16 protein-coding genes are annotated in these 17,705 nt (G+C 40.6%); 11 read left to right on the top strand and 5 right to left on the bottom strand.

All coding sequences use genetic code 11. The annotated features are described in order from the left end of the window. Positions 1-51 precede the first annotated feature (51 nt). Together ACFVSW_RS14605 and ACFVSW_RS14600 are read left to right on the top strand one after the other, a co-directional pair. The gene (locus ACFVSW_RS14605) at positions 52-504 is read left to right on the top strand and encodes an SRPBCC domain-containing protein (RefSeq protein WP_387317254.1); all 453 of its coding nucleotides are present in this window, start codon (positions 52-54) and stop codon (positions 502-504) included. 252 nt (positions 505-756) lie between these two features. Further along, entirely contained in the window at positions 757-1,704 is a 948-nt protein-coding gene (locus ACFVSW_RS14600; protein WP_387317252.1) for an NADP-dependent oxidoreductase, read from the top strand. 89 nt (positions 1,705-1,793) lie between these two features. Here the strand turns inward: ACFVSW_RS14600 and ACFVSW_RS14595 are convergent, their stop codons facing one another. Next, entirely contained in the window at positions 1,794-2,237 is a 444-nt protein-coding gene (locus tag ACFVSW_RS14595) for a VOC family protein (protein ID WP_387317250.1), read from the bottom strand. A gap of 88 nt (positions 2,238-2,325) precedes the next feature. On the opposite strand from ACFVSW_RS14595, the gene ACFVSW_RS14590 reads away from it, so the two are divergent. The 7 genes from ACFVSW_RS14590 to ACFVSW_RS14560 all read left to right on the top strand — a co-directional run bounded on the left by ACFVSW_RS14590 (position 2,326) and on the right by ACFVSW_RS14560 (position 8,915). Next, a complete protein-coding gene (locus tag ACFVSW_RS14590) occupies positions 2,326-3,264 on the top strand; it encodes a helix-turn-helix transcriptional regulator (protein ID WP_387317248.1) in 939 nt (312 codons plus the stop codon). 397 nt (positions 3,265-3,661) lie between these two features. Further along, positions 3,662-4,531, top strand: coding sequence for a hypothetical protein (locus ACFVSW_RS14585; RefSeq protein WP_387317246.1), 870 nt, complete (start codon positions 3,662-3,664; stop codon positions 4,529-4,531). A gap of 75 nt (positions 4,532-4,606) precedes the next feature. Next, the gene (locus tag ACFVSW_RS14580) at positions 4,607-5,362 is read left to right on the top strand and encodes an ABC transporter ATP-binding protein (RefSeq protein ID WP_387317244.1); all 756 of its coding nucleotides are present in this window, start codon (positions 4,607-4,609) and stop codon (positions 5,360-5,362) included. Further along, entirely contained in the window at positions 5,337-6,068 is a 732-nt protein-coding gene (locus tag ACFVSW_RS14575; RefSeq protein WP_387317241.1) for an ABC transporter permease, read from the top strand. Before ACFVSW_RS14580 ends, ACFVSW_RS14575 begins: the two co-directional genes overlap by 26 nt. 12 nt (positions 6,069-6,080) lie before the next feature. Continuing rightward, entirely contained in the window at positions 6,081-7,541 is a 1,461-nt protein-coding gene (locus ACFVSW_RS14570; RefSeq protein WP_387317239.1) for a sensor histidine kinase, read from the top strand. Further along, positions 7,538-8,230: a response regulator transcription factor gene (locus ACFVSW_RS14565; RefSeq protein WP_387317237.1), complete on the top strand. Its 693-nt coding sequence runs from the start codon at positions 7,538-7,540 to the stop codon at positions 8,228-8,230. The genes ACFVSW_RS14570 and ACFVSW_RS14565 overlap by 4 nt, the downstream gene beginning before the upstream one ends. A 163-nt stretch (positions 8,231-8,393) precedes the next feature. Next, a complete protein-coding gene (locus ACFVSW_RS14560; protein ID WP_387317234.1) occupies positions 8,394-8,915 on the top strand; it encodes a DUF2269 family protein in 522 nt (173 codons plus the stop codon). A gap of 191 nt (positions 8,916-9,106) precedes the next feature. On the opposite strand, the gene ACFVSW_RS14555 is transcribed toward ACFVSW_RS14560, so the two are convergent. Continuing rightward, entirely contained in the window at positions 9,107-9,733 is a 627-nt protein-coding gene (locus ACFVSW_RS14555; protein WP_387317232.1) for an NUDIX hydrolase, read from the bottom strand. A 177-nt stretch (positions 9,734-9,910) separates the two neighbouring features. On the opposite strand from ACFVSW_RS14555, the gene ACFVSW_RS14550 reads away from it, so the two are divergent. Next, the gene (locus ACFVSW_RS14550) at positions 9,911-10,423 is read left to right on the top strand and encodes a DinB family protein (protein ID WP_387317230.1); all 513 of its coding nucleotides are present in this window, start codon (positions 9,911-9,913) and stop codon (positions 10,421-10,423) included. Between the two features lie 92 nt (positions 10,424-10,515). On the opposite strand, the gene ACFVSW_RS14545 is transcribed toward ACFVSW_RS14550, so the two are convergent. After that, positions 10,516-11,532: a S66 family peptidase gene (locus tag ACFVSW_RS14545; protein ID WP_387317228.1), complete on the bottom strand. Its 1,017-nt coding sequence runs from the start codon at positions 11,530-11,532 to the stop codon at positions 10,516-10,518. A gap of 159 nt (positions 11,533-11,691) precedes the next feature. Then, the gene (locus ACFVSW_RS14540; RefSeq protein ID WP_387317225.1) at positions 11,692-13,836 is read right to left on the bottom strand and encodes a bifunctional metallophosphatase/5'-nucleotidase; all 2,145 of its coding nucleotides are present in this window, start codon (positions 13,834-13,836) and stop codon (positions 11,692-11,694) included. A gap of 346 nt (positions 13,837-14,182) precedes the next feature. Here ACFVSW_RS14540 and ACFVSW_RS14535 point away from each other — a divergent pair, with 346 nt between their 5' ends. After that, entirely contained in the window at positions 14,183-15,337 is a 1,155-nt protein-coding gene (locus tag ACFVSW_RS14535; RefSeq protein ID WP_387317223.1) for a PQQ-dependent sugar dehydrogenase, read from the top strand. A 48-nt stretch (positions 15,338-15,385) separates the two neighbouring features. On the opposite strand, the gene ACFVSW_RS14530 is transcribed toward ACFVSW_RS14535, so the two are convergent. Then, the gene (locus ACFVSW_RS14530; protein ID WP_387317221.1) at positions 15,386-17,647 is read right to left on the bottom strand and encodes an outer membrane protein assembly factor BamB family protein; all 2,262 of its coding nucleotides are present in this window, start codon (positions 17,645-17,647) and stop codon (positions 15,386-15,388) included. Positions 17,648-17,705 lie beyond the last annotated feature (58 nt).

Genomic DNA, 17,705 nt, shown 5'->3' with positions numbered 1-17,705 from the left:
TGAAGTTTGTTTATGATGGAGGTAGAAATAATATTAGGAGGGATTTAATTAATGAGAGATCTGAAGTATGTATTTTATATTGGCGGAACACCAGAGGATGTATGGAAGGCATTAATCTCGCCGGAGGGAACAAAGCAAATTTATTGTGGAAGCGTGATCCGATCCACCTTTCAAGTTGGGGATCTGTTGGAATACGTTGGTCCGGGGGCTGATGGCGATGAAACGGTTCATGTTTATGGGAATGTATTAGAGCATGTTCCTAATCAATTACTCCGTTTTACCCACTTTGCTGGAAAGTCGTACACGAAAGATGATAAACAGGAATATGAATCGAGAATTTCTTACCTGCTTGAGCCAGTAGGCGCGTGTACGAAGTTAACCTTTATTCATGACCAGTGGCAGGAAGGAGATCCTCATTACGAGAACAGCGATGCTGCATGGTGGATGATCCTTAGTAACACAAAGACATTAGTAGAAACAGGCAAAACACTTGATTTAGAATAAAAGTACTTAATTGTGATGAACCCATTTATGTCTGTATTACGTTAGGAATTATAGTAAAAATATCGAAATGGAGTCACAAGTTTCTCCTATATTCCAATTAATCAATCTAAAGTTGTAGAAAAAGCCAGCCCTTTTGCCGATGTGAAAAAGGTTATACAATTGTAAGATATTAAACAGTCGATGTTAAGTGATATCATAACTTTTTGGGGAGAAAATAATAAGCAATAGAATAGAGCAAAGGGGGCTACTATTATGGCATCAAAAATGATGCAAGCGATTCAGGTTTATCAATATGGTGGACCTGAAGAACTGAAAATAGAGAATATACCTTGTCCAGAACCAAAAGGAGGGGAAGTGCTTATTCGCGTTGAAGCGGCAGGTGTACTTCCGATTGATTGGAAAATCCGACGAGGGTTAACTAAAAATATTTTTCCTGTTCACTTTCCTTATATACCTGGCTCTGCTTTTTCCGGTGTGGTTGAAAAACAAGGGCCAGGGGTTACAGACTTTCAAATAGGACAATTTGTCTTTGGTCGGGCTAAAGGAACCTATACTGAATATACCATTTCTTCTGTCGATGAACTCATTCCTATGCCAGAAAATCTTACTTTTACAGAAGCTGCTACGATTACAGGTGGGGCTGCAGCTGCATATAATGCTCTATTTAATGAAGGAGAACTAGTGTCTGGTCAGAAAGTGCTCATCCATGGTGCTGCCGGAGGAGTTGGTTCATTTGCGACACAGTTTGCTCACTGGAAAGGAGCGAACGTCATCGGGACTGCCTCAACAAAAAATGTAGATTTTATCCGTCTTCTTGGTGCAGATAATGTGGTGGATTACAACAAAACTCAGTTTGAAAAGGTTGTAAAGGATGTTGATCTAGTTCTAGATACGGTAGGTGGCGATACTCTTCAGCGGTCTTTATCCATTATCAAACCCGGTGGAACGTTGATTTCGCTTGTGGAACAGCCTCCAATAGATAAGGCTAAGGAACTTGGAATTAATGCGAAAAAAAATAGTAGTTTGGCCTCTAAGGAGGATTTAAGGGCGATTGCAGATTTAATTGCTCAGAAAAAGATTAAAGCTATCGCTGATAAAATATTTACATTAAATGAAGTCCAGCATGCACATTCAGTGAGTGAAACGGGACATGGACGAGGACGGATAGTTCTTCAAATTGCCGACACATTAAGCAGATAAAAAAGAAATAGCGCATTATTCTAAAAAGCCCTTGATAACTAACAAAATGTTAGTTATCAAGGGCTTTTTTTCTTTTCGAGAAGGGACCTTTAAAAATCATGTCTTGTTACGGTTAATTGTATAACGATTCCAAATGGGTCTCGTACACTGCCATAACCCGGGCTAAATGAAGTTTTTTCAAAAGGTGTTAAGGGTTTCACTTCATTATGTTTAGTTAGATTATTATAGAGTGTTTCAATAACTGAGAAGTCTTTCGATTGAAAACATAATGAGAAGCTATTACTTAATTGCCATGGACGAGTTGAATCCATTGCCTCTTCAGCAATCATGATTTTGTTAACACCAATTTGTAAAACAGAATGCGTAATATAATCGTCCTGGGCATCTTCATACGTAAACTGCGGATCCATTTCTTTCATTTCTTTATAATTTTTCTTAAATAAAACCTTTGCCCCTAAATATTGTTCATAAAAGGCAATGGCCTCAGCCCCTTGTCCATTTAACGATAAAAAAGGAATAACTTCAAAATTCATTGTATTGCCTCCTTCGATTTTGTCTTTTACACTTATTAGTATACATTCAAAGGGTGACAACTAATGGCACCAATAAGGAGAATTTTTTATGAAAAAAAGTGATCGCTTAAATCAGATGCTGCGCTTTATCAATCAGAAACAACGGTTCACATTGAAAGATTTAATGCATGAATTTCAAATTTCTAAAAGAACAGCATTACGTGATATTTCCTCATTGGAGGAAATGGGTGCCCCTCTTTATGTAGATTACGGTCGGTATGGCGGGTATCATTTACTGAAATCGATGACATTACCACCGATTTCATTTTCGAGCCAAGAAGTTTTTGCGCTTTATTTTTCCATGCAAGCATTACAAAGTTTTGCTAGTAGCCCTTTTCAAATATCCTTTCATTCCATTAATGAGAAGTTTTTAGAAGTGGTTTCACCAAAACATCGGGAGCAAATTGAAAGCTTTCAAAAAAGAGTCGCTTTTTATCATACAGAACAAACGCATGAAAGTGCTTATCTAGAAGAACTCTTGTTAGCTGCGGTTCAGAATAAGGTTTTAAAGATACACTATACAACACCAAAACAAACGACCATTCGCTGTATTCAACCAATCTCTATTTATGCAATGAAAGGTTTCTGGTATTGCCAATCTTATGATTTATATAAAACAGCATATCGTGTTTTTCGCTGTGATCGTATTACGTCAGTAGAAGTAGCAGATCTAGAACCAAGAGTAGATTTGAAGTATGTAAATATTGATAACGCTCATAGTCTTTGGCAAGCAACTGAGCATGCTGTTCGTTTTAAATGCTCGATTACTGCTTCAGGTGTTGAAAAATTCAAACAACAACATTTTTCTTCTATGAAAGTGATTGAAGAAGATGAAAATAGCTATTTGGTTGGAACATATGAGCCTTCGGAAATGGGTTTTATTATTCCTTATCTAGCTAGCTTTGGTAAATCCATAAAGATAATTGATCCGCCTATGTTAAAAGAAAGGCTGAAAGAATACTATTTAGATTTAATCAATCATTTGTAGCCAAACTGCCTCAAAGGTATGAACCTTTATATGGCAGCTTTTTTAATTTGGCTGTGCTAAAAGTGAATGTTGATTTCCGTTCCAGGCGCTTCGCTTTCCGCGGGGCGGGCGGTGAGCCTCCTCGGCGCTAAAGCGCCTGCGGGGTCTCACCTGTCCCGCTGCTCCCGCAGGAGTCTCGCGCCTTCCACTCCAATCAACATTATGTTCAAAATCAACAATGTTCTTTAACACAGCCTTTAAAATAATCTTCATTCAGATTTTATACTTTTTTTAGAATTGCTTTAGAGGCGGTTTAGACATGAAAGGTATGATGAATTACAGAAAGCTTTGGTAAGCCTGACTTATCGGGTAAAGAGTCAGCTGAGGCTTTTAAAAATTGTACTTTGGAGGTATAGCTATGAAAAAGAAATGGATGACGGCGGGAGCAGGATTAGGAATCGGGGCAGTACTGCTTTTAGCAAGTGGTTTTTCCGCGATGGCAAACACATCTGGTTATGATGCGTACAAAACAGCGCTGAAAAATACGAAGGCAGAATCGAGTATAACAACGAATGTTGACTTGACGATAACAGATAACGGGAAAGAGCTTGTCACAGGAGCTGCTGATTTGAAAGTAAATAAGGACCAGAAAGCTGGAAGCGTGGCTGCAACCATTGGTGATTCTACCGAAAAACGCTCGATTAAAGTATTTCGACAAGATGGAAAGGTTATTTTTAAAAGCAGTGAAGAGGATGTTTATAAGGTCATGGAAATCAATGCTCCAAAATGGCAGCATAAAGGAGATCATTCGAACTTGCCAAAAGCGGTGGAGCAAGTTTTTGGGTCATTGCTGGGGAATATTAAGGACCTTGCGACAGTCGAAAATCAAGCAAACGGTGGCAAGCATGCGGAACTGCATCTTTCCGGAGACCAGGTTCCTGCAGTAGTAAATGCGGTGGGATCAATAGTTGTCTCTAAGATTGCGAATCACGAAAAAACCGAAAAGATCCCAGACTGGATGGTCAACATGCCGAAATTAACAGACAATCTTAAGGTTGAAAAAATCGATATCGATGCTGAGATTAGCACAAAAGATATCCTTGAAGAGCAAACGGCGAAAATACAGATTACCGGTACAGATGAATCCGGGAAAAAACATGAACTTACTATTAAAATTCATGTTGATTACTCCGATTTTAATAAAACCAAACCTGAACAGATCGACTTAACGGGAAAGAAAATAGAAGAAATCAAAAATGAGGGAATGAAGCGCGGCTGGCGTCATTAATAGGCAAAGCAGCCGGACAGCGAAATGTCCGGTTGTCCTCTCTAAACATACATCTGAGGAAGGAATGATTGAAAAGTGGATACCGTACTAGAAGTAAATGGAATTTCTAAGCAATATAAGAATGGCCGCGGTGTTCGAGATATCCGTTTTGACATCGCGAAGGGAGATATCTTCGGTTTAATTGGCCCAAATGGGGCAGGAAAAACAACTCTATTAAAAATCATTATCGGGTTAATTCGGCCGGACCACGGAAGTATCACTATTTTTGGGAATAATACGACTGATCAGTTTGAACAAGCAATGCAACAAGTCGGGTGCATGATTGAAACGGCTGATTCATACGAATTTTTGAGTGCCTACGATAATTTGAAACTAGCTGCTCGTTTTTATCCCGAACTTCCAAAGACTAGGATTGACGAGGTACTGGAACAGGTAGGTCTAGCTCCATATAAGAAAGAGAAGGTAAACGGTTTTTCGCTCGGAATGAAGCAACGCTTGGGATTGGCTTCAGCCTTGCTGTCGAAACCAAAGCTAGTAATTTTGGATGAACCGACAAACGGTCTTGATATTGAGGGCATCGTCAATTTCCGAAACACGATTCAGCAGTTGGCCCGCGAACACGGGATTACCTTCTTGATTTCTAGCCATATGATTAATGAACTTAGTCTCATTGCGGGTCAAATTGGGATCATGCAAAACGGGCAGCTGATCCGTGTTGGTGGCGTGAATGAATTCGTGAAGCCAGGCATTACGTTAGAACAGTATATTGTTTCCCAATTACACACATCAAAGGAAGGAGATCATGATGATCATCGCCAATATATTAAATGAGACGGAAAAATTATGGAAACATAATAGAACAAAGGGATTTCTGCTACTTTCCATTTTGCTCCCAGTGCTATCTGCTATTATTCTTCTTTTTTTGCATAATAATTTGGGACTTGGCAGCAATCTTCCCATGTTGATGCTTCGTTTGTTCACGTTTTCTTTACTCCCGTTGTTTTTGTTTATGTCTGCATCGGAATCTTTTTCAGGTGAAGTAGCATCAAACACATTAAAGCTGGGACTTGTTCGCCCAATTACAAGGTCAAAAGTGTTTGCATCGAAAGTGGCGGCTATCACCATCTTTCTAGCCATTCTTCTCGGGGTGCTAATGATTACGACTATCATTTCGGGAGGGTTGGTTCCAGGTGGAAATATCGCGAGTGGTTTTCTCGAAATCATTACGGCCTATGCGGCAGCGTTTATTCCATTAATGGCCATTGGTTTCGTTTCGGTGTTCATCGCCCAATTTTTTAACAAAAGCAGTGGAGCCTTGGTAACGATGATTCTCATTTATGCTGCTGCTAAGTTCGCACCGTTCCTATTCCCGGTAATCTCAGTATGGTCGATCTTTTCCTATACAAACTGGTATGTTCTCTGGATTGGAAACGGGGCCTCTTTTGCGAAACTTGCCAACTCGTTCATTCTGATGGTTTCATATTGTATAATGACATATTCAGCAGGTGTGATTCTGTTCGAGAAAAAACAGCTTTAAGGAGATTCGCCGATGTCCATCAAGAAGAGACTATTGCTTTCCTATATTGCTATGACGATTATTCCGATCGTCCTGTTTGTTTTAATAGCTACAACGCTAGTTTCATCTTTTTATAAAGGTATGGCAGGTACAGAGGGTGGGAAGGGAATGCCGGCCTTTTGGGAAACGGCCAACCAACGCCGAGATTTGATTGCCGGAGTTAAGTTTATGACGCAAACAGATCCTGACCGATTTACTGACAGTGAGTTTTTGAAAAAAACCGACGGCCAATTGAATCGTCTGCATACAGGACTTGTGGTGCTGAAGAATAACCAAGTTAGCTTTACGTCACCCTTTGTGAGCAACCTTCATTTAAATACAGAGATTCAAGAACTGCAAACCAGTCAGTCCCAAGAACGTTGGGGGAAAAGTCGTTATTCGATTGAAAAATATACGATTACCTACAGCGATGGCACTGCAGGTACGGTGTATTTGCTCTCTGATTTAAAATCTTTTTTTAATGAAGCAAGCAAGTTTTTTCCGCTGCTTTTATTGTCTCTCCTATTGGTGATTGGGCTAACCAATGGATTTCTTACTTTTTTAGTTTCCCGCAGTTTCATTAAACCTTTGTACACGCTCAAACATGCTGCGGAACAAATAAAAGAAGGGAACCTTGAACAGGAAGTCGTGTTAAACAGGAAAGATGAAATTGGAGAACTTGGTGCTTCTTTTGAAGAAATGCGCATCAGGTTAAACGAGTCCATCCATCTTCAGCTGGAGTACGAAGAAAACCGTAAAGAATTAATCTCCAACATTTCTCATGATTTAAAAACACCGATCACCGGAATTAAAGCTTGTGTTCAAGGCATTCAAGAGGGTATTGCGGATACCGCTATGAAACAGGAAAAATATATCAATATGATTGCGAAAAAAGCGGAAGATATGGATCATTTGATTGACGAATTGATGTTATATTCTAAACTTGATTTAAACCGTCTGCCGTTTTATTTGGAACCGATCGATCTTCATTTGTTTTTACAGGATTGTGTGGAAGATTTGCGCCTTGACCCGCGAATGGAAGAAATCAATCTTACGTTCTTTGCTGAAACTGTTAGGCCGGTTTCTATCATGGCCGACCGTGAAAAGCTGCGAAGAGTCATGATGAATATCATTGGTAACAGCTTAATATATATGAACAAGATTCAAAAGGAAATCAGAGTGGAATTGTTCGACGACAAGACGAAAGCAACTGTGCACATCCGTGATAACGGGCCGGGAATCGAGAGTGGGGCACTAAGCCATATTTTCGATCGTTTTTACCGGGCAGATCCATCAAGAAATACTGAAACGGGAGGCTCCGGCCTTGGACTTGCGATCGTCAAACAGATTGTCGAAGGGCAAGGCGGTAGTGTTTGGGCCGAAAGTCAATTAGGGGAAGGTACAAGCATTTATTTTACGCTGCCAAAGACCAATAATGAGGGTGAGCAAGAGTGAAACGAATATTAATCATAGAGGACGACCAGGTAATTGTGGAAGTGGAAAAAGATTACTTAGAAGCTAGCGGTTTTATGGTGGAGCTTGCCACCAGTGGAGACCTGGGCCTCAAAAAGGCCTTGGAGGAGGATTATGATCTAATTATTCTCGATCTCATGCTTCCGCAAACGGATGGATTTGAGATTTGCAGGCAGGTACGCAGTAAGAAAAACATTCCCATCTTAATGGTATCAGCCAAAAAGGAAGAAATCGATAAAATACGCGGTCTCGGACTTGGTGCAGACGATTACATGACCAAGCCGTTCAGTGTTGGCGAACTAGTGGCGAGGGTTAAAGCACATCTAGCTCGTTATGATCGATTAATGACAGATAACCGGGTGAGACAAATGGACGAAGTCCAAATAAGAGGGATTCGCATTGATAAGTTATCGCGTAAGGTTTATGTGAATGAAACGGAAGTTCCGTTCACCTCGAAAGAGTTTGATCTCCTGCTATTTTTGGCGATCCACCCAAATCGGGTTTTCAGCAAAGACGAGCTGTTTGAAAAAATCTGGGGACTGGATTCTATCGGGGACAATGCGACGGTAACCGTCTTTATTGGCAAACTGCGTGAAAAAATTGAAACGGACCCATCAAAGCCGCGATATATTGAGACGATTTGGGGTGTTGGGTATCGCTTTAATGTTTAATTGTGGTGGAAAAATTGAGCTATTTGGAATTCTTAGCGGCCTATTCACATTTTGGTGAGGGCCGTTTTATTTTTTTATACTTTTTTTAGATTTCGTTTAGAGTCCATTTAGATACCCCTAGTAACATAAATAATAGAGATTTTGAAGAAAGGAGTTTCCGTGTATGAAAAGACTTAGCATTACTAAGAGAAAATGGTTACTAATCCTTCATCTATTGTTTTCAGCCATTATGTTAGGCACGGCATTCGTTTTTCTGATATTAAGTATAACTGCTGCCACCACGGATGATGCGGGTGTGCTTAAAGCGTGTTATAGCAGCATGTATGTGCTTGCCAAGACAACTGTTCGTGCTTCGACGATTGGAACGGTTGTAACAGGAATTTTACTATCTGTGCTGACCAAATGGGGATTATTCAAATATTATTGGATAATCGTCAAAGAAGGACTAACCCTTTTCTCAATAGTCCTTGGGCCCATCGCTATGTATTTCTTGACGCTAAACGCGGTAACGTTGACAACAAATGATGGGGTCAATGCTCTTTTGAATCCAGCTTATACGGTAAACAAGTGGCAGATGTGGATTGGAATCATCCTCCAGATCATTTCTCTAGTTTCCATGTTCGTAATTTCGGTCTTCAAACCGTGGGGACCGAGAAAACAGAAACAGCAGTCAAATTTTGCTTGAAAATGAAGGGAGAGAATATGTGATTAACAAAAAAGGTAAGGAAAAGTGGTGCAATATGAAAATATTGAAGAAGGGATAATATCTTCACGCGTCCGTACGGTAAGGTTTATATTATTTGCGAATCAAAAAATAGGCGAACAATTTCCATTACTGTTCGCCTGATTTTTGATTCGCTGAAAGGCAGGTTAGCTTCATTCATTTAGTTGTTCTGAAATCAACTGGATAATTGTTTCGTAAAATGAAAGCTCGTGCGGGACAAACTGATTTTTATCAGCCATTCTGTCAATAGTGAGCTTTTCCCCGTTTTGATTGATCTCAAATCCCATCATATATATTTCTTGTTTTTTTCCAATCCAAAGGTCGGTGAAATCGGCAAATTTAACTTTAACGATCCCTGAAACTTCTTCCCTCTGTAAGGTAAATTCATCAAAGGAAAGATTCTTTTTATATAAAAATGTGTGTGCAAGTTCATTATCAATTAAGTCCTCATGGTTGACACAGTAATTGATGATCCCTAATGGTATAAGATCTGAAAAAGTAACATCAATTCCTAATTCTTCTTTGATCTCTCTAATGCCATCCAATGCCGATTCGTGGGCTAATAAGTGTCCTGCTGAGGTAATATCGAACAGATTCGGATGGTCTTTTTTCATTTCACAGCGAAGCTGCAGATAAAGATAATCGATTTCTTCTTCACGGCTAACAATCCAACAATGAAACGACTCATGCCATAGCCCGAGTCGGTGGACTTCTTCCCTAGTTGCTACTCCAATAGGATTCCGATTGGTATCAAAAACTCTTACTTGCTCATCTTCCATCATCAGATCTCCTTGTATATAAGTATTCTATATATGTAGAATTTCTATGTATATAGGATACTCTATTCATACTTTTCGTGCAACTATTTTTAATTGTACCTATAGAAAAAAGGAAATACGTCTTCTTTAGAGAAAATATAGATTGAATATAATTATAAAAAGGCAGGTGTTTTACCAATGAAACAGGATTCGCTGCGTTTGTATGATTACCATGTTTGGGCGAATAAGCGGGTTTTTAACCACTTAAAGGATTTGCCTAATGAAGTATATCGCCAGGAAGTAAAGAGTGTGTTTTCAAGTTTGGAACAGGTCGTGATCCATCTTTTTAAAACAGATGTAGTTTGGTTGTGTGCGATGTCAGATAAAAACTATGAAGAAATACAGCAGTTTGTTGGAAAGTATTCCGCGGAAATGGAAAATAAAACTCTCGAAGAAATGGAAAGAGAGTATTTGAAATTCTCGGAGCAATATACAGATTTTCTAAGCAGCCAAGATGATTTAGATGCCAATAAGACGCTTAAGCATCCGATGCATGGTCAACTGGAAACACGGATTTCAGAATTGGTCCAGCATGTCGTCAATCACGGCACCTACCATAGGGGAAATATTACGGCTATGCTCCGTCAATTAGGGTATCCAGGTCCATCTACAGACTATATCTTTTACTTATATGAAAAACAGGGGAATTAGAAATCACATGAATCAACCCTTTAATTTTGAACATAAAAAGGCAACTTCAGGGAGTTGCCTTTCTTTACGGATACATTCCATATGAAGTTCCATTATGGCCGGAAAAATTGCAAAACGGTTCCTTTTCCTTCTGCAACCTCAACCTCAGCATAAGCACCATTGATGAAGGTGATTTGTGGGGGAACGTGGCCGCAATCAATGTCGTAAATAATCGGTATGTCGAGTTCATCAACCAGGTCTTGATAAACATCCTCCGCCGTATAGTTATCGACCGGCGTATTTGCTGGGCTTCGGCCGAACATTAGGCCTGAGCAATGATCAAACCAGCCGGCTAATTTCATTTGTACCAATGACCTCCGTAAATCTGCAGTGTTCATTTCGCAGTTCTCCAAATACCAAATAATAGGCTCTCCATTGATTTGTTGATTTCTAAAGCTTCGAACATCACCAAATGGTGTTCCGATTAGATGTCTGATGATATCAATACATCCGCCTAACAAGCGGCCTTGTATCTTCACATTACGATTGGAGACAGTTTTCCACTCAGTTTTTTCTGTTAAATGAAAAACGCAAGGAGAGGGATCAGCGTGATTCCATTCCTTCTGATATTGAACCGAGGAATGTTGTAGGACAGATTCACCTGTGCCTGTCGATAATACGGACTCCCATTTGGCTGTCGTTTCGTCTGAAAATTCACCACGTAAATCAATTAAGTTTGTCCCGTGAGCAGTAGCGATTCCTGTCTTCAAAGTGATGGCTAAAAGTAAGCCGCTAATATCGGAATAGCCTAATACCCACTTATTTTTAATATTTTCATAGTCAATATGTTCGAGAACCTCCATCAATAGTTCACCACCCCATGGGGGAATTATGATGTCGGTGTCACTGTCAGTCATCATCTCATTAAATTCGGCTGACCGTTTTAGCGCAGGTGCAGATTTTGCCTTGTATTGCGTCCACACAGTGTCGCCGCATGTAACTTGAAAACCTTTCTGCTCTAATCGGCTGCATGCAAGTTTGACGAGTTCGTGTAATTCGGCAGGTACTCCTGAAGATGGTGCGGTTACCCCTATCGACGCTCCATTTTGTAAATGCGGATATGTAATCATGGAAATCCTCTCCCAATCCTTTTAGATGATTTTACCAGAAATATTGTCTGGTTATCAATCTGCAGGAACATTATAAAGAGTATGCAATATTTATAGTAAAACATTGAAAAAAAACAGCGGTCTTCTTTACAGAAGAAAACCGCTGTTTTTTTGTCTAAACTAACTTGCTTTTAAGGCAGGGAACTCTTCTCCGCTACTTGCTGTTCGATGTTCAATGATGTATTGAAGCATGGACATGATTTCCTTTTTATCCACTTCTTCTAGATCCTTATTTGAGAGCTTACTAATACGTGAGTTAATTTTTTCTAAAGATTGATATGATTTGTTTTCCTGATCTTTTTCAAATGTTTTAATCACGTCTTCCAATTGAGCGATAAGAGAAGTTTTGACTCCTTTATTACCCTTTGCTTGATTCACTAGAGTAATTGCATTTTCGACTGTCGCAGATGTAATGACTACATCAATGTTTTTCGTCGCTGAAACATTATGCACCTTATCGATTGCACGGTATTGAATAGAGTTTTTACCCGCTTTATTTACAGTAAGCCCTTTGTCATAACGGTTCCAAGTGACACCTTTATCAAGGCTATACTCAATATGCGATACACCAATACCTGCATCTGTTGCTTCTAAGGCAATGGTAACATCATGAAGATAGGACCCATCTCTGAAGTCGGCCGCAGGTAATTTCGCATCCGCTAGTTCAGGCGCTTTGGTATCTTCCGAAATTCTTCCTACCCCTGCATAATGGATTGGCCCATCAATGCTTTTCACGAAATTTACAGTGGCTTGTAAATCTTCAGGTCCTTGAATTGGGTTTTTGCCATATTGGCGAATTTTATATTTATCAGTCGCATGTTCGTACATATAATTGTTGACCGTAAGTGAATACGTCTTATTTTTATCAATTGGCGTTCCATCTGGAAGATAGATGTTCACTACTTTGTTTGTCGCACTATTCCAAGTATAAGAGAAACCGCCAATGGAAACGTCCGGTCCATAGGATGAAATTTGCGCATTTAAAATCGGTTCCAATGCAGATCCTGGAATGGTAACCGTAATCAACGTGTTGTTAAATGGCTGGATATTGAAAAGATTCTCCCAAGTAATCTCGCCTTTACCTAGAATGTCACGTATTCCTCCACCGTTCATTAACGCAAAATCAGACTTCATTTCATAATTCATTCCGTCTGCAATCAAGTTTCCTAGCGCATTGTCACCAATGATACCTTTTATCGGATAGCCGCCAGTCATTGGAACGGAAGCAACACCCACTACTTCTTTTAATATTGGTCCAACCAATTCATGATATTTAGCTAAAATGGCACTGACTTCAGGATCGGGAGTTACATCTTTTTGAATAACATCCACAATTTCCGCTTGTTTTTCAACAATATCACCTGTCACAGGATCAATTTTCAAATCAATGTCTGCAAAAGCTTTTCCATATTCCCATGCTTGGACAACTAGCTTGTTGTTTACAATCGCATTAAGTTTCACATGGTTATGGGCAGCAATAATGACATCTACTTCGTCATCTGAGCTCTTCGCTAATTTGGCAATTTGACCAGTGGCCGTTTCACCGCTTTGATCTCCGGGAACATGAGCTAAAACGACAATTGCTTTAATTCCTTGCGCTTTTAACTCTTCCGTATATTTATTTACCGCAGCTGCTTCGTCCGTGAATCGAATATCTTTAATTCCAGTAGCCATCACCATATTAGGTGTTTCAACCGTGGCTACACCAATAAAGCCTATTTTTACACCAGCTACTTCTTTAATGGCATAGGGATCGAATACGAGCTTTCCGGTATCTTTGTATTCCACGTTAGCAGCAACAACTGGAAAGTTCATCCCTTTGTAACCTTTTGTACCGTTTGGATGATCTCCGCCATGCACCATCCGAAGGAGTTCTTGTGTACCCTCATCAAATTCGTGGTTACCTACAGTCCCTACATCGAATCCGATAGCATGCATGATTTCGACTGTAGGCTCATCTTGAAGCAAGGCTGAAACCGGAGAGCTTCCGCCAATCATATCTCCAGAATGGATAATCAGCGTGTTATCTGGATTGGTTGCTTTACGGTCTTTTAAGTAAGTAGCCAAATAATCTGCGCGTCCATAATCGACATTATTAACAGTTCCAGTTACATCAATCTTCCCATGTAAATCATTTACAGAAAGTAATTTAACAGATACAGTGTCTTCTGCATGCGCACGTATGGAAATACTAGAGAAGATTGGTAGAACCAGCGCAGCAATAACTAGTAAATTTAAAAACCTCTTAAAAAATTTGTTTCTCATTATGTCGCTCCTCCTTGTTTATGATGACGACCCTATTATAATCTGAGAAAATATCTAGAATATTAAGCTAATGTAAATTTTCAACAAAACAGTTATTCTCTCCTAGTATTTTGATCCAAGACTAGTTCCGTAGACCTGCTTCTGGTTCATCCGAAAGGACGGAAACAGATACTAAAGATGGTGAACGATGGTCTTAAGACAAAACCTCTTGACTATTGGTGCCTGACACCCGTTGCGTTAACGCTTTAACTCACTGGAGTTAAGGCACCTTCTTTTTAAAAGAGTTTAAATAGTCCGAAAGTTGTCTACACTGTTGGAGAAAATTATTATATTTTGAGGTGGTATTTTGAAAAGGTCAGTATTTTTTAGCGTGCTGGGGGTTGTTTTGGCAGCAGGGCTTGGGATTGCATTGTTTTGGGATGGTAAGGATGTGGCGAATGATGCAGATAAAAAACAGGGTTCCTTTCAGCAGGATGCAAATGAGGTAATCAAAAGGGCGGTAGAGGTTGCGGTTTCGGATGATGGGAGTGTCAATGCGAATCATTTGAATATCCCATGGACGGTTAACAAGAATGGCAGTTGGATTTTCTTAAGTCAGCGGGACGGTTCGGTCATTCAAATTGACGGCAATCTTGGCTTAGTAGATGTGCAGAATGTAAAGGTTTCAGAGAATATTTTCCATGAAGGCGAAGGCGGTTTTCTTGGCTTTACGTTAGCACCTGATTTTGCGACATCAAAGAGGGCATTTGCTTATCATACCTATAAGAAAGATGGTAAAACACTAAACCGAATTATTTCGCTCAAACTTAAAAGTAATACGTGGATGGAAGAAAAAGTCCTTTTAGATGGGATTCCAGGCGGCGTGGTAAACAACGGCGGCCGGATTAAAATTGGTCCGGATGGAATGTTATACGCAACTACAGGAGATGTTGGCCAATCGAACAATGCACAAAAACTTGACAGTTTAGCCGGAAAAATTTTAAGAATGAATGTAAATGGCAGTATTCCAGCGGACAACCCATATAAAAATTCATATATTTACTCCTATGGTCATCGTAACCCTCAGGGGTTGGCTTGGGATAATGATAAGAACCTCTATAGTTCCGAGCATGGAGAATCAGGGCATGATGAAATTAACCTAATTCAAGCAGGGAAGAACTATGGATGGCCAGTAATTCAAGGGGATGAAGAAGCAAAGGACATGATGAAGCCGATTATTCAATCAGGTGAGAAAACTTGGGCACCATCAGGTATGGCTTTTAATGATGGAAAACTTTTTGTCGCTTCATTAGCTGGCAAAAAAATATTTACCTATGACCTCACAAATAAGCAATTTCATGAGTTTTACGGAGATGCCGGCAGATTAAGGGATGTGCTAGTAGAGAACAATGAGTTGTATACGATTACCAGTAACCGTGACAAACGCGGGAAACCAACTGAAAAAGATGACCGCTTAATTCATCTTTCTTTAACAGAAAAGGCATCTACTAATAAAAAATAATCAAAAAGGTAATCGTCCGCTAAAACGGGACGATTACCTTTTTTTGCATTATCCGCCGCCAAGGCTCTTTACATACTTGGCAACTGCTTGAATTTCGTCTTTACTCAACGTATCTTTAAACGGAGGCATCTGGCCTTTTCCATTTGTCACCTGTTTAATGATGGCATCCAAGTCCATTTTTGTCTGCTGTAAATTTGGACCGTTATGTCCGCCTCCGCCGCCTGCACCATGGCAGGCCAAGCAATTGTTTTTATAGACAGTTTCTCCTGCTGCCGTGCTGGTGTCTTCCTTTTTGGCTTTATTTTTATCGGCTGCTGGCTGCTTTTCTGTTTTAGCAGCCTTATTCTTGACTGGTGATGTATTGATTTTATCCTTAGGAATATCCTTGACAGATCCATATTTACCCTCTAATGAGAAGGTATAAATTTTATCACCATGTTTTGTTCCCGCTAATGTATTTCCGGCGGCGAAGATGGAGATATACTGTTTTCCATCGACTTCATAGGTGATTGGCGGGGCATTTGCGCCGGCATCCATTTTAAACTCCCATAATTGGTCACCCTTGGAGGCATCATAGGCAATAATCCGGCCGTCATTATGCCCCGTGAATACCAGGTTCCCTTTTGTTGTTAAAAGGCCGCTGTAGGCGATTGCATCCCACTTCTTTTGCCAAACGATTTTATTCGTTTTAATGTCGAGTGCGGTCACGGTGCCACGGCTTGGGGACTTTTCTACCGGCTGCCAGACACTACCGATATACTCTTTCCCTTCTGTAAACCGATCCTTTTCCTCTTCCCCGTAATGGGCATAAGCAAAATAATTGTCATTACCCAATACGTAAAAATACTCTGTGTTCGGGTTATAGGCGGATGGCGGCCAGTTCGCGCCCCCTTGAGGCGACGGTTTGAGGGTCATCGGCTTATCCCAGAATGGTGTAAAGATACTGCCAATCTCACCTTTAAAATCTTTTGGCAGATCACGTTTAACATCTTCCTCCGTGACTGCCTGCGGTACAAAGGCATCTCCAGTTGGAAATGGCTGGGTAGGAGAGGTTTTTTGGTTTGCATTTTGCGGAACTGGCTTTTCCTCAATACCAATCAGCGGCTTCCCGTTTGTCCGGTCCAAAATGTAGAGCCACCCTGTTTTGCCGGCCTGGGCCATTCCTTTTCTCATCTGTCCGCCCATTTTTACATCAAATAGAACAACAGGGTTGGAAGGATCCATATCCCAAATATCATGATGGACCTCTTGAAAATGCCATTTGTATTCGCCTGTATTGGCGTCCAACGCCAGAATGGAGTCGGCAAATAAATTATCACCTTCCCTTTTGCTGCCATCCAGGTCTGGGGAGGTATTCCCGGTTGAAAAATAAATCAGTCCCAGTTCCGGGTCAATGGCTGGAGTCTGCCAAACCGGGGCACCGCCTGTCAGCCAGTTCCTGCTATCCTTCGGCCAGGTATCGCTTCCTTTGGCGCCTGGTGCAGGCAGCGTATAGCTTCTCCAAACTTGTCTGCCTATCTCTGAATCATAGGCGGCAACATACCCTCTTATTGCATACTCGCCGCCAGCAATCCCCGTATAGACCTTGCCATCATAATAGAGGGGGGCGCTTGTAATCGTATAGCCTTTCTCCCAATCATCCACCCTCGTTTCCCATAACACCTTCCCGGTCTTTTGATCTAAAGCGACCAGTCTTGCATCCAATAATCCTACAAAGACTTTTCCGTCGCCTAATGCCACCCCGCGGCTTGTCCACCCGCAGCAGACAGTGTTTAATCCATCAGCAAGCTGTGGGCGATATTCCCAAATCATTTTCCCCGTTTTAGCATCGAGGGCTTGGACTTGGTTGGCTCCTGTAGTGGTGAACATGACCCCATCATAGACAAGCGGAGTCGCCTCACCCGAATATTTAAATTCTAAACCCGAACCTAAGCTTGTGACCCATTCCACTTTTAAATTTTTTACATTTGAAGCAGTGATCTTTTCTAGGGGAGAATATCTGCTATTATGAATATCTCCGCCATTTGTTGTCCAATTCCCTGCTGGAGGTTTAGTCAGTTCATCGGCTGCAAACTTTGGCGCAATCTTGGCTTTGTAATCCATATGCTGATAAGAACGATAATCGGTGCCCGCCAACTGATCCTTCGGCTTACTATCATCCATTTGCTGTGCGCTGTCCTCTCCCTTGTTTTCTTTCTTTATTTCTGATTTCGTCGCATTCTTTCCATGTTTCTCAGGCTTGTTTGTAGTAGTACACCCGGAAATAATCAAAAGCAATAAAACAATAATAATCCAACCAGACTTTTTCATGTATTTAACACCCCTGTCTATATCTTTTACTGTAATTTGCCCGTATATTAATAAAATA

It is taken from the genome of Neobacillus sp. NPDC058068 (genome assembly GCF_042885335.1).
GTDB lineage: Bacteria > Bacillota > Bacilli > Bacillales > Cytobacillaceae > Neobacillus.
This window is presented reverse-complemented; position numbering and strand designations above follow the sequence as displayed.